General features: G+C 63.3%; 11 protein-coding genes. 7 read left to right on the top strand and 4 right to left on the bottom strand.

Annotation, left to right across the window (positions count from 1 at the left end):
* Window positions 1-75: 75 nt before the first annotated feature.
* A complete protein-coding gene (locus VIR09_RS12300) occupies window positions 76-2,394 on the bottom strand; it encodes a molybdopterin-dependent oxidoreductase (protein WP_332013128.1) in 2,319 nt (772 codons plus the stop codon).
* A 251-nt stretch (window positions 2,395-2,645) separates the two neighbouring features.
* Between VIR09_RS12300 and VIR09_RS12295 the strand changes: the two genes are divergently transcribed.
* Window positions 2,646-3,902 (top strand): D-amino acid dehydrogenase, encoded by a 1,257-nt coding sequence (locus tag VIR09_RS12295; RefSeq protein WP_332013127.1) that lies wholly within the window; start codon window positions 2,646-2,648, stop codon window positions 3,900-3,902.
* Between the two features lie 76 nt (window positions 3,903-3,978).
* On the opposite strand, the gene VIR09_RS12290 is transcribed toward VIR09_RS12295, so the two are convergent.
* From VIR09_RS12290 to VIR09_RS12280, 3 genes are all read right to left on the bottom strand, one after another.
* Complete coding sequence (locus tag VIR09_RS12290; RefSeq protein ID WP_332013126.1) at window positions 3,979-4,941, bottom strand: bifunctional GNAT family N-acetyltransferase/nucleoside diphosphate kinase regulator; 963 nt, start codon at window positions 4,939-4,941, stop codon at window positions 3,979-3,981.
* 97 nt (window positions 4,942-5,038) lie between these two features.
* Window positions 5,039-5,557 (bottom strand): hypothetical protein, encoded by a 519-nt coding sequence (locus tag VIR09_RS12285; protein WP_332013125.1) that lies wholly within the window; start codon window positions 5,555-5,557, stop codon window positions 5,039-5,041.
* A gap of 74 nt (window positions 5,558-5,631) precedes the next feature.
* Complete coding sequence (locus VIR09_RS12280; protein WP_332013124.1) at window positions 5,632-6,651, bottom strand: GlxA family transcriptional regulator; 1,020 nt, start codon at window positions 6,649-6,651, stop codon at window positions 5,632-5,634.
* Between the two features lie 124 nt (window positions 6,652-6,775).
* Between VIR09_RS12280 and VIR09_RS12275 the strand changes: the two genes are divergently transcribed.
* The 6 genes from VIR09_RS12275 to VIR09_RS12250 form a co-directional block, all read left to right on the top strand.
* Window positions 6,776-7,561, top strand: coding sequence for an alpha/beta hydrolase (locus VIR09_RS12275; RefSeq protein WP_332013123.1), 786 nt, complete (start codon window positions 6,776-6,778; stop codon window positions 7,559-7,561).
* Between the two features lie 27 nt (window positions 7,562-7,588).
* Window positions 7,589-8,572 carry a tripartite tricarboxylate transporter substrate binding protein gene (locus VIR09_RS12270; RefSeq protein ID WP_332013122.1) on the top strand — a complete coding sequence of 328 codons (984 nt, stop codon included), beginning with the start codon at window positions 7,589-7,591 and terminating at the stop codon, window positions 8,570-8,572.
* Between the two features lie 164 nt (window positions 8,573-8,736).
* Window positions 8,737-9,717 carry a Bug family tripartite tricarboxylate transporter substrate binding protein gene (locus VIR09_RS12265; RefSeq protein ID WP_414639421.1) on the top strand — a complete coding sequence of 327 codons (981 nt, stop codon included), beginning with the start codon at window positions 8,737-8,739 and terminating at the stop codon, window positions 9,715-9,717.
* Window positions 9,714-10,961 carry a CaiB/BaiF CoA-transferase family protein gene (locus VIR09_RS12260; protein ID WP_332013149.1) on the top strand — a complete coding sequence of 416 codons (1,248 nt, stop codon included), beginning with the start codon at window positions 9,714-9,716 and terminating at the stop codon, window positions 10,959-10,961. Before VIR09_RS12265 ends, VIR09_RS12260 begins: the two co-directional genes overlap by 4 nt.
* Window positions 10,958-12,121, top strand: a complete 1,164-nt coding sequence (locus VIR09_RS12255; protein WP_332013121.1) for an acyl-CoA dehydrogenase family protein — start codon at window positions 10,958-10,960, stop codon at window positions 12,119-12,121. Before VIR09_RS12260 ends, VIR09_RS12255 begins: the two co-directional genes overlap by 4 nt.
* Window positions 12,122-12,132: 11 nt before the next feature.
* Window positions 12,133-12,519: acyl-CoA dehydrogenase family protein (locus VIR09_RS12250; protein ID WP_332013120.1), on the top strand; the 387-nt coding region annotated here is incomplete at its 3' end.

The following is a 12,519-nucleotide window of genomic DNA, read 5'->3' as shown; positions in this document are numbered from 1 at the left end:
CCTTGCACCGGAGCGCCCCATCGAGGGGCGCTCCGAGCGCTGCGGCAACGCCGCGTCCCACCTTGGACCAGATGGCTATGCGGCGCGATCCGATTTGAAGATTGCCGGTATCTCCAGGGCCCGGACCAAAGGCGCGGCTTCTTCCCAACGCATCACCTCCACCAACGCGGACTGGGCGCTGCTTCCCTGAGTCAAGCGGGAAGTGCCCACGTCGATCGTCAACACGTTGGGGTTGCCGTGTATCTCCAGATTCTCGTCGGCAGCGTCAAACCATGCTCCCGTAGGCAGGGCCACCACGCCAGGCTTGAGGTCGGCGTCGATAACCGCGGTTGCAAGGCACGCGCCACGGTCGTTGTAGACCTTGACGAGATCATGTTGGCCGATGCGCCGCGCTTGCGCATCCGACGGCGAGATGCGCAGCGCTTCCCGGCCATTGATCTTGAGATCCACCGATGTTTTGCCGCCATCCATTTGGGAGTGGAGCTTGCCCGCGGGCTGCGGGGTGAGCAGGTGCAGCGGCCACCGGGCAGCCTTGGGTGATCCAAGCCACTCGTCCGGCGTCAGCCAGCAGGGATGGGGCGGACAATCGGCATAACCGAATCCGGCGATTTTCTCTGAGTACAGCTCGATGCGACCCGACGGCGTACGCAGCGGATTTCCCTCGGGATCGCGACGGAACTCTTCGAACAGCACAAATGGTCTTTCAGGCTCGGGTATGTCCACGAAGCCCCGGCTCCAGAAAGCAGCGAACTCAGGAGCCATATAGCCACTGCCGCGCCATTCCTTAGCCATGGCTTCGTAGATATGCCGCACCCACTCCATCTCGCCCCGGCCTTCGGTAAAACCATGCTCATAGCCGCCTAGCGCGGCCAGTTCCCGGTATATGTCGAAGTCATTGCGGCTGGAGCCGATCGGCGCCAGGGCCTGGTGCATGGCGAATACGTGGCGATCGCGGGTCGATCCGCCTATGTCATTTCGTTCCAGCGTGGTGGTAGCCGGCAGCACGATGTCCGAGCGGCGCGCCATGGGTGTCCACCAAATCTCGTGAGCGACTATCGTTTGCGGCCGGCTCCATGCCCGGCTGAATCGATTCAGGTCCTGCTGGTGATGGAAGGGATTGCCGCCGGCCCAGTACACCATCTTGATGTCCGGATAAGTGCCTTCCCGCCCATTGAATTCGTAGCGCTGGCCAGGCTGCAGCAGCATGTCGGTGACCCGGGCAACAGGAATCACCGAGCCGGTCGGGTTGCACCCTGATTCCATGGCAGGCCCCGCAATCTCCATGCGCGGGTTTCCGGCGCCATTCATGGAGGCATGTCCAAATGCAAAGCCCCCGCCGGGCAGCCCGATATGCCCCAACGCAGCGGCGAGCGCAATGCTTGCCCAGTACGGCTGTTCGCCGCGATGAGCACGTTGCAATGACCATGCGCAAGTCAGCATCGTGCGAACGTTGCGTGCCTGGCGTGCGAGCGCGCGGATCGTGTCGGCCGGGACATCGCAGATCGCCTGGGCCCATTCGGGCGTCTTGGGGGTTCCGTCTGTCTTGCCTTCGAGATAGTCGCGCAGGGCCGGAAATCCAACGCAATGGAACTGGAGGAACTCCTCGTCCTGGATGCCATCGGCGATCAGCGCCTGGATCATTGCCAGCATCAGGGCGGCGTCCGTGTTGGGACGAATGGGAATCCAGCGCGCACGCACGCCGGCAGGAACATCCCCCCTGGTCGGGCTGATGACCACAAGCTCCATGCCCGCCGCCACCGCCCGTTCGAGCTGCCCGGGCACGGGATGGTCGCCGGCGCCGCCTGACGTGATCTGAGTGTTGCGCAACGGCATGCCGCCGAATGCGATCAACAGCCGCGTATGGTTCGTGACACTGTTCCAGTCTGTCACACGGCCGGTCACCGGCGTATAGGTGCCGATCACATGGGGCAGCAGGAACTGCGCGGTGCCCCAGCTATAGTTGCCCGCCTGATTCGTAAAGCCGCCGCCGGCATTCAGGAACCGGTGCGTCTGGGTGCGCGCATGGTGCAAGCGGCCCGCCGATGACCAGCCATATGAACCGCCGAAAATGGCCTCGCTGCCATGCTCCGTCCTCACGCGCTGGAGTTCCGAATGGACCGCCGCAAGGGCTTCGTCCCAACTGACCTCCACGTAGTCGTCACGCCCGCGCTCGCTCCCGTCGCACAAGTGCCGATCGCGCAGCCATCCCTTCCGAATGGCCGGTCGATTCACCCGTAGCGGCGAGTGGACCATGGCAGGCATCGAGCGCAGGATGTCCGAGGGCGCGCTGTCATGGACGAACGGCTCGCAATCGATCAGCCGGCCGCCTTGTGTGACCGCGGTGAAAGCGCCCCAGTGTGAGAGCGAGAGGAAGCGGCGAATCTGTTCAGTCATGATTTGACGAGGTTCTGGCCCGGGGCTCGCGCATTTCAAGCATCGGGACCGATTGCGGATATTCAACGCGCCATTAATGCTAACAACACCGCTGGTGAATTTTTTTTCCATTAGCGCGGATTGGCGTCCGAACAATGAAATAAATTTCACTTCTGCCCCATTTATTCTTGAATCCGGTCAGGCGTGGCGCCGCCGGGCTCCCCCTTCCGATTACGTCCCAGATATCACGATAGACCAAGACAACCACGTCCATGAAAGTTCTCATCCTCGGATCCGGCGTAGTCGGTGCCGCAACGGCCTACTATCTCCACCGCGAAGGCCACGAAGTCGAAGTCGTGGAGCGCCACCCGGCGGCAGGAATGGAAACAAGCTTCGGCAATGCGGGCGGTCTGTGTCCGAGCTTTGCAGCGCCGTGGGCTGCGCCGGGAATGCCGATCAAGGTATTGAAGATGGCGTTGAAGGCCGATGCCCCGGTGCGCTTTTCGCTTTGGCCGGAATTTGAAAGGCTCCGTTGGACCCGGCGATGGCTGATGGAATGCAACGCGCCGCGATTTCGCATCAACAAACTGCGCATGCAGCGCGTGGCCCACTATAGCCTCGCCTGCCTGAAACAGCTTATGGCCGAGACGTCGATCGCGTTCGATTTCCATGCAGGCGGCGTGTTGCAGCTATTCCAGACCGAAGCGGAGTGCCAGTACGGCAATATTGCCGCCAGCGCACTGAAGGAATTCGGCATTCCCCACAGTGTGTTGAACGGACGCGATGCGCTGGCGGTCGAGCCCGCCTTGCGAGACGCCACCGCCAAGATCGCGGGCGGCCTTCATTTGCCGTCCGATGCTTCCGGCGATAGCCACGTTTTCTGCCAGGCGTTGACCGCTTGGCTTCAGAGTGCAGGCGTGAAGTTCCGCTTCGATACCGATGTGCTGCGATTGCTGCATGAGGGCGGACGGGTGGTGGGCGCCGAGACCTCTAGTGGTGTGCTGATGGCCGATGCCACGGTTGTCGCCTTGGGCAATCAGGCCCCGGCATTGCTTGCGCCGTTGGGGATCAAGCTTCCCGTATATCCGCTCAAAGGCTATTCCATTACCGCGCGGGTGACCCATGTCGAGCAAGCGCCCAACATGTCTGTCATGGATGAACACAACAAGGTGATGATTTCCCGACTGGGCAACAGAATCCGCGCGGCGGGCATGGCCGAACTGGTCGGCCATGACTTGTCATTGAAGGCGGGCCGCAAGGATGTGCTGGTCCGAGCCGTGCGCAGCCTGTTCCCAAATGGCATCGACTACGCGAATGCCACCTTTTGGGCGGGCCTGCGCCCCATGACGCCGGACGGCCCCCCCATACTCGGAATTTCTGGCTGGGACGGCCTATTCCTCAATAGCGGGCATGGCTCGAATGGCTGGACCCAGGCATGCGGCACGTCCCGAGTCGTCGCGGATCTGGTGTGCGGTCGCAAGCCTGAAATCGACCTCGAGGGACTCACGCTTGAGCGCTTTCGTAGGTAGCAGGCCGATTCATCCCGGCAGCTCGCGGGCTAAATCCTTGGCCCGTGCACTCTCCGCCTGACCGGAGAACCCCGGTCTACAGATGGAAATCGCCGGCGGCTTCCGGTTGGTAAAGCACTTTCCTGATCCCGATCCGGCGGGTCCGGTCCGAAATCCGCCAGTCGATGGCATCCCCTTCCTGGTAGCCCAGGATGGCGGCGCCGACGTCGGAACACACGGAATACTTCCCGGCAGTGCTGTCTGCGTCTTCAGGATAGACCAGGGCCACTTCAATTTCTTCGTCGTCCAGCTGCAGCAAGGCCCTGGAGTTCATCGTGACCACGTTCCGCGCCACCTGCTGCGGCGTGACGACGATGGCTCGCTCAAGCTCGTGCTCGAGTTCGACAATAGTCGGCCCCTGTTCGAGTTCTATCAGGCTCTTGAGCCGGGCCTTGTCGATTTCAGTGATGTAGATATCAGTGGAGTCGCCAACGGCGCCTTCGCGCAAGAGCCGGAGATAACGCCCCGCAGTCATGGAAAATGACTTCAGCGTCGGCGTTTCGCTTTCAAGCAGAAAGCCGGTGCGTAGAAAGGTCTTCAGCGAGCGCGCGTTGTCCGGGTGGATCTTGGCGATGAGCTTTTCGGCCCGCATGTCGAGGAAGGCCAGCTTCATGCCTTCGCGGATCGTGCTGGCGCCGAGGTTTCGGCCCCAGTTGTCGCAGTCTCCGATGACCAGGACGATCTCGCAGTCCGGGCCGGTCTTGACGAGGCGCACGAAACCGACCGGGACGTCGTGCCGGTCATAGGCCATGAAGAACCGGCCGCCCTGGTTGAACAAATGGGTCAGGATCGGCAGCTGAGTCCGATCGATGGCTTGCTCGATGAAGCGGGAGACATGGCGCGAATCGCTCAGATAGCAGGTAACGCGCTCATCTTCCAACCAATCCATCAGCGTCAGCGCGTGTGTCCGGGTAATTTCCGGGCACAGCGAAATGAAAGGCTTGTTCATCTTCACCACACTAATTTGTAAAGGATGAAAGCCCTTCATGGCGATGGCCATGACGGTTCTTTCTGCAAACCGCGCATTTTAGGACGTAATGCGGATGGATGCTGGGCAGGCTGGAAGCGGGCGTCGCTTGCAAGGCCGGGGAGGCGTGTCAGATCGGATGAACCCTGCGCCGGCGCATGATCCACTGCCAGGAATCCACGAACAGTTTTGCCGACACGGAAAAAGCGATCAGGACGGCCGCGCCAGCAAGAGTGGGCCATCGATGCGCCCAGGACTGCTTGAACACCAGGAGGACGAGCATATGCCCCAGCGCGGCCATCACTGGCGCGCCGATCATCCATCCCGCGACGAACCAACGGTCGTGACGGGTAAAGACCTTCGCGAAACTGAGGTGATAGGCCACGCGCGCTACATAATAGGACAGCACCAGGGTCAGGAAAATGAATGCGATGCCAGCGAGCGTAAAGTCTTCGGATACGCGGACCTTGTGCCAGCTTTGAAGTATCGGGTCACCGATCAGAATCCACTGGTTTACCGGCGGATCGTAGTGCACGATCGGAATGATTCCGACGCCGCGTGCAAGCCACGACAATCCGTGGAAGCAATACCAGGCAAAGATGATCGAAGCTGCTGCGCCGAACAGCAGGCGCAGTTTGTGGCTAGCCACAGCAGAAACTCCCATCGCGCTTGAAGTTCCCTGAGTATGCCACGCACATTCCTGGCGATCGCGGCAGCCAGTCTCTAAGCTTCGCTTCCATACTGCTCCATCTTCCACCGGGCCCGCGGTCCTCGCTGCGTATACTCGCGCCGGTAATCTGCAGGCGTTACGCCGAACTTGCGCTTGAAGGCGCGGCGAAAGGCTGCGACGTCCAGATAGCCGCAATCGTTGGCTATGTCCTCCACCGAACGCAGCGTCACTTCCAGCCACATCTGGCTCTTTCTCATCCGTATATCGGTGAGGAATTCATGCGGCGTGATCGCCAAATGCGTCCGGAAAAGGCGTGCCAAGGTTCTTTCGCTGACCGCCGCATGTCGCGCGGCGTCGCCTATCGTCGGGGCTTCCTGCGCATGCGCCAACAACCACTGCACGGCGCGATAGAGCGGGCTGTCCCGGGTCAGCCCGCTGACCTTCTCTATGGGCAGCGTCGAAGCGATGATCTGCCGCGCGGGATCGAAGACGAGCTTGTCGCGCGATGCGCCGGCCAGTCCGGCGATGCCCGTGCGGTCCATCAGCTCAAGCACGCAGTCATAGGCCAATGACGGTGTCCCGGCCAGCAGGATTCGCTCGTTGGCCCAGACAATCGGATCGTTGGCGATGGCCAGGTCCGGATGGGTCCGCGCGAAGCCCGACTGGTACGCCCATTGCACCGGTGTCTGCGTCTTGTCCAGTACGCCCGCCGCCGCGACCAGCCAGACGCCGGTGCCGACCGCGCAGACGTAGCGCTTGTCGGCCACCGCGCTGCGGATTTCGCGCAGCACGGCTTCATTGCTTGCGACGCTGGCGCGCAGCTGCGGCACCGAGACCGTTTCCAAGGGCGGCACGAAGATGGCGCGCTCCGTTGCTGCATCCGGCGCGCCCGGCGGCATGAAGCACAGATGTTCCATTTCCGCCGGCAGGGCCGCGTCCGCGCAGCGCCACGTCACCACATGGCCGCTCGCTTGCCCGCTGCGGCTGCGGGCAATGCCGTTGGCGGTGCGGAACGTATCGATCGCGGCATGAAGGGGGCCGTTCAATCTGCCGACGGGCAGCAGCAGTTCCACATGCAGAGGGTAGTTGTCTGGAGCGGCACCCATGATGTCTGTTTGGAGCGCGGTGTTTCCGCAGGGAATCGAACAAAATCAACACGCAGATATTAGATTAACCGATCCCTCCGAGGAGCTTTTCGTGCCTTATGCAACCGCACCCGACGACACCCGCATCTACTACGAAACCTATGGCGACGGCGCGCCCGTCCTGTTCATCCATGGCGGCGGCGGCAACACCATATGCTGGTACCAGCAGGTGCCTTTCTTCGCCAGGAAATACAAGGTCATCGTGATGGATCTGAGGGGCTTCAAGAATTCTCCCTGCGCGCCGGAGCGCAACCATCCGCGCCATTACCCCGCGGACGTGCTGGCCATACTGGATCAGGAAGGCATAGGCAAGGTCAACCTTGTGTGCCAGTCGCTGGGCGCATGGGCCGGCCTGCCGCTGGCCGTGAAGCATCCGGAGCGCGTCCAGACGCTGTTTATCAGCGGCTCGCCGACGCCTGCCTATTCGCCCGAAACCTGGGAGATCCTGTGCAAGGCCGGCAAGACCTTCGATGACGGCCGCCACGACCTGCGCAGCAAGAGCATAGGCTGGAACCGCAAGAACGTCGAAGCCCGGCCCGAGATGCTGCATCTGTACGGTTGCATCAAGGCGCTCAATCCCAAGGGTTTCCTGGCGCTGACCATGCAGGCCGACGACGTCAAGATCCACCCCGCCGAGTTCGAGGGCTACCGCGTGCCGACCTTGATGACGGGCGGCAGCCACGATGATTTCCTTACGCCGGAAAGCCACCATCTGGTCGCGAGGCTGTTGCCCGACAGCCGGAAATACACCTTCGTAGATTCAGGCCACTCTCCGTATTTCGAAACGCCGGACGAATTCAATCGTGTGGTGCTTGAGTTCCTGGATGCGCACAACTAGCTCCCGATCCTGCAAGGAGGAGACCAAATGACTGCCATCAAAAAAACGCTGGGATTCGGGTTGGCATGCGCCATGGCGCTGGCTAGCGCCGCTGCCGCGGCGCAAGCCGGCTACCCGAGCCGGCCCATCCGCTGGATCGTTCCCTCTCCCGCGGGCGCGCCTATCGACGCCATCGGCCGCAAGCTGGGCGAACTGATGTCGGTGCAACTCGGAGCGCCCATTGTGATCGAAAACAAGCCCGGCGCCGGCAGCACCATCGGCGCTACCGAAGTCGCGCGGGCCAAGCCCGACGGCTACACCTTGATGTTGAGCGTGGGCGACGCGCTCATCTCTTCGGTCGTCACCATGAAGGTGCCCTATGACCCGCAGCGCGACTTCACGCTGATCAGCAAGGTAGCCGCGTCCGGTCCGGTGCTCATCGCGAATAAAAACATGCAGGCCGGCGATCTGGCCGGTGCGGTCAAGGAGGCTCGGGCCGCGGAAGTTCCCCTGGCCTATGGTTCGTATGGTCCAGGCTCGTACCCGCAGCTGATCATGGAGAGCCTGGCCAGGCAGTCTTCGGTAAAGTTCATCGAAGTCCCGTACAAGGGATCGCCGCCGGCGATGACCGATCTGTTGGGCGGACAGTTGGCGTTTACCTTCACTTCCACCAGCATTGCCGCGCCCATGATCGCGGACGGCAAGGTCAAGGCCATCGCCGTCATCGGCGACAGGCGTTCGGCGCTACTGCCAGAGGTGCAGACCTTCGCCGAAGCGGGATACGACGCCTTCATATTCAAGAACAAGGCCTGGATCGGTTTGAGCGGTCCGGCAGGCATGCCCGCGGATGTAGTGCAAAAGCTCGCGACGGCGGCGCAGCAGGTGGTGCGCGATCCGGAGTTCGGCAAGTATCTGGCAAACATCGGCTTCGATGCCGTAGGCAATTCGCCGGAGGAATTCCTGCGGGAGTACCGGGAGGAATATGCGGTGGTGCCGGGGCTGATCAAGGAGCTTGGCGTGGCAGCGGATTGATCATCGGATGCTTTCGGAATACCAGGCCTGCTGATACGTATTCGATATCAAATATCAAATTCTTAATATTGGACAGGCCCATCAAGCACGCCTAAAGTCATCCGCTGGACCACAAGGCCAGGACCGCCGTCTAGAGCGGCCGGCCATCCACCAAGGAGACTTCCATGCTGCACCGCAGACAAATGTTGACGGCCATGTTGGCCGTCGCGTTGGCTGGCGCCGCCGGCCATCAGGCCGTGGCGCACGCCGAAACCTTCCCCTCCCGTCCGATCAAGTTCGTCGTGCCGTTCGGCCCGGGTAGCGGCACCGATACCTCGGCCCGCTATTTCGCCCGCCAGTTGCAGGAACTGACCGGGCAGCCGGTGGTGGTGGAGAACAAGCCGGGCGCCAATGGTTTCATCGCGGTGAAGAACGCGCTGTCGGCGCCGGCGGACGGGTACACGGTTTTCATCGGCAGCAATTCGACGCTGGCGGTCAATGCGGCGCTGTTCAAGGCGCTGCCCTATGACCCCGTCAAGGATTTCGCGCCGCTGACCATGATGATGCGCTCGCCCGCGATGCTGGCTGTCAGCCCCCAGGCGCCGTACGGCACCTTGAAGGACCTGATCGCCTATGCCCAGGCCAATCCGGGCAAGGTGAATTTCGGCGCCGGTTCGGCGGGCTATCAACTGATGGGCGAATTGTTGAATGACAGCGCCAGCCTGAAGACGGTCCATGTGCCTTTCAAGGGCGCCGGCGACGCCATCATGGCGGTGGCCGCGGGCACGGTGGACTACACCTTCGCCGAGGTCACCGCAGTGCAGGAACTGGCCAAGGACGGCCGCGTGAAGGTGGTGGCGGTGGCCTCGGACCAGCGTGTCGGGACCTCGCCCGACGTGCCGACGGCGGCGGAGGCCGGCTTGCCGGGGTTCGAGGCCTATACCTGGGTCGGCGCGATGGTCAGCGCCAAGACGCCTGCCGAGCAGACGGAACGCCTGGCCGAGCTGTTCACCCGCATCTCGAAGATGCCCGAAACCCGCGCCTTCTATGAACGCCTGGGCGCCACGCCGATGACGGGCGGCCCCTCGCAGATGCGCGAGTTCCAGCAGAAGGAGATCGCGTTGTGGCAGCGCATCGTCAAGAAGGCCAACGTTCCCCAACAATGAAGGAAGAGGCGGCCATGACGGCACCAGCCCTGCAGAATGTGAAGGTGCTCGATCTGTCGCGCGTGCTGGCCGGCCCCTGGGCCGCCCAGACGCTGGGCGACCTGGGCGCCGAAGTGATCAAGGTGGAGCGGCCAGGCACGGGCGACGATACCCGCGCCTGGGGACCGCCCTATGTGACCGATCCGGCCGGACAGCCCACGGGCGAGTCGGCCTATTACATGTGCGCCAACCGCAACAAGCAGTCGGTCAGCATCGACTTCACCAAGCCGGAGGGGCAGGAGCTGGTTCGGCGGCTGGCGCAGCAATGCGATGTGCTGATCGAGAACTTCAAGACTGGCGGCCTGGCGCAGTACGGCCTGGACTATGCCTCGCTGAGCAAGCTGAATCCCAGGCTGGTGTATTGCTCGGTCACGGGCTTTGGCCAGGATGGTCCGTATGCGCACCGCGCGGGCTACGACTTCCTGATCCAAGGCATGGGCGGCCTGATGAGCATCACGGGCCACCCTGACGGCATGCCTGGCGGCGGGCCCATGAAAGTGGGCGTGGCGCTGACCGACATTCTGACGGGGCTGTACGCCAGCACCGCCATCCTGGCGGCGCTACAGGCGCGTGAGCACACCGGGCGCGGCCAGCATATCGATCTGGCCCTGCTCGACGTGGGCGTGGCGTGCCTGGGCAACCAGGCAATGAACTATTTGTACGGCCAGCAGGCGCCGCGCCGCATGGGCAATGCGCATCCGAATACCTTGCCGTATCAGGACTTTCCGACGGCGGACGGGCACATGATCCTGGCCGTGGGCAACGATGGGCAATTCGCGCGGCTGTGCACTGCCGTCGAACGGCCGCAATGGGCCGAGGACGAGCGTTTTGCGTGCAATGCGGCGCGGATCGCGCATCGCGATGAACTGATCGAGGGCTTGCGCGCCATCACCGTCACCCGCAGCACGCGCGAGTGGATCGACCTGCTGGAACAGCACGGCGTACCTTGTGGCCCCATCAATACCGTCGCGGACGTGTTCGAGGATCCGCAGGTCCAGGCGCGTGGCCTGAGAATGAGCATGCAGCACCCGCAGGCCGGTGAAGTGCCGCTGGTCGCCAGCCCCATCCGCCTGTCGGATACGCCAGTGAGCTACCGCCACGCGCCGCCGCAGCTGGGCCAGCATACCGACGCCGTGCTGGCCCGTGTGCTGGGCCTGAGCGCGGAGGCCCTCCAAACGCATCGAATCAATGGAGTCCTGGGATGAGCAGTCTGAATTCACTTGCGTTGCCGCTGACGCGGATTCCGCCCGAAGACGAGGCCTTGCGTCCCGCCGTGCGCGCTTTCCTCCAGGATGCTGTGCGCAATATGCCCGCGCATATCCGGGCGCGTTCCTGGGGCGGCTACGACACCGCCTTCAGCCGCAGTGTCGGCGAACGCGGCTGGATCGGCCTGACCCTGCCGCGCGAGTATGGCGGCGGCGGGCGCAGCGCCTTCGCGCGCTATGTGCTGGTGGAGGAATTCCTGAACGCTGGCGCGCCGGTCGGGTCGCACTGGATCGCCGATAGGCAGAGTGCGCCGCTCATCCTCAAGTACGGCACGGAAGAGCAGAAGCGCTTCCACGTTCCCCGCATCTGCCGCGGCGAGTCATTCTTCTGCATAGGCATGAGCGAACCCAACTCCGGGTCGGACCTGGCCAGCGTGCGCACGCGCGCCGTGCCCAACGACCGCGGCTGGCAGCTCAACGGCCAGAAGATCTGGACCACCAACGCCCACCACTGCCAATACATGATCGCCCTGGTGCGCACCTCGGGCGGACCGGAGGACCGGCACAAGGGCCTGTCCCAGGTCATCGTCGACCTGTCCCTGCCCGGCGTGACGGTTCGGCCTATCGAGGACCTGTCGGGCGACAGCCACTTTTGCGAAGTGTTCTTCGACAACGTGCAGCTGGGCGACGACGCGCTGGTGGGCGCCGAAGGGCAGGGCTGGGAGCAGGTGACGGCCGAATTGGCGTTCGAGCGCAGTGGTCCGGAACGGCTGTACTCCAGCATCGTGCTGTTCGATCAATGGCTGGGCTATGCGCGCCTGCCGGCCAATCGCACGCCCTCGGCCCAGCGGCTGGCGGGCAAGGTGCTGGGCCAGCTGACGCCGCTGCGGGCCATGTCGGTATCGGTGCAGGAGAAACTGACGCGCGGCGCCAGCCCAATCGTGGAGGCGGCGCTGGTCAAGGAACTGGGCACCACGCTGGAGCAGATGATTCCGGCCTGGATCGCGGAAGACCTGTACTCGCGCGAGGCCGAGGACATACCGGTGGAATTGCTGATGACGCTGAAATACGTGACAGAGGCGTCACCCTCGTTTTCCTTGCGGGGCGGCACCCGCGAGATCTTGCGCGGCATGATCGCGCGCGGCCTGGGCCTGCGTTGAAGGAGCATGACATGAGCGATAACGATCTGTACGCCGATGCCGCGCGCCAAGTGCTGGCGGACCATTGCACGCCGCAGGCGGTGCGCGATATCGAGTCGGGCGGAGAGTCGGCCCGCCGGCTCTGGCAGCAATTGGAGGCCGCCGGCCTGGCCGATGCGCTGCTCGGTGAAGACGATGGTGGCTCCGGGCTGAGCCTGGACCAGGTGTTCGGCGTGCTGGAGCAATGCGGCGCCCACGCGCTGCCCTTGCTGCTGGGTGAAACCATGATCGCACGCGCGCTGCTGCCGGCCGCGCAGCGTCCGGCAGGCAGCATCGGCCTGGCGAGCGGGCGGCAACAGGCTGACGGCGCGTGGCAGTGTGCGCTGGTGCGTGGAGGCCGAGTGGCAGACAGCGTCTTG

Origin of the sequence: Achromobacter sp. (assembly GCF_036567245.1) — a bacterium.
In the GTDB taxonomy this organism is placed as follows: domain Bacteria; phylum Pseudomonadota; class Gammaproteobacteria; order Burkholderiales; family Burkholderiaceae_B; genus Achromobacter.
Note: the sequence above shows the minus strand (reverse complement) of the source record. Positions and strands in the feature narration are given on the sequence as shown.

Bases quoted from the DNA above. Each gene is read 5' to 3' on its own strand.
- VIR09_RS12260 (WP_332013149.1), top strand. From the start codon at position 9,714: ATGAAGGAAGAGGCGGCCATGACGGCACCAGCCCTGCAGAATGTGAAG.
- VIR09_RS12300 (WP_332013128.1), bottom strand. From the start codon at position 2,394: ATGACTGAACAGATTCGCCGCTTCCTCTCGCTCTCACACTGGGGCGCT.
- VIR09_RS12295 (WP_332013127.1), top strand. From the start codon at position 2,646: ATGAAAGTTCTCATCCTCGGATCCGGCGTAGTCGGTGCCGCAACGGCC.
- VIR09_RS12255 (WP_332013121.1), top strand. From the start codon at position 10,958: ATGAGCAGTCTGAATTCACTTGCGTTGCCGCTGACGCGGATTCCGCCC.
- VIR09_RS12265 (WP_414639421.1), top strand. From the start codon at position 8,737: ATGCTGCACCGCAGACAAATGTTGACGGCCATGTTGGCCGTCGCGTTG.
- VIR09_RS12290 (WP_332013126.1), bottom strand. From the start codon at position 4,941: ATGGCCATCGCCATGAAGGGCTTTCATCCTTTACAAATTAGTGTGGTG.
- VIR09_RS12270 (WP_332013122.1), top strand. From the start codon at position 7,589: ATGACTGCCATCAAAAAAACGCTGGGATTCGGGTTGGCATGCGCCATG.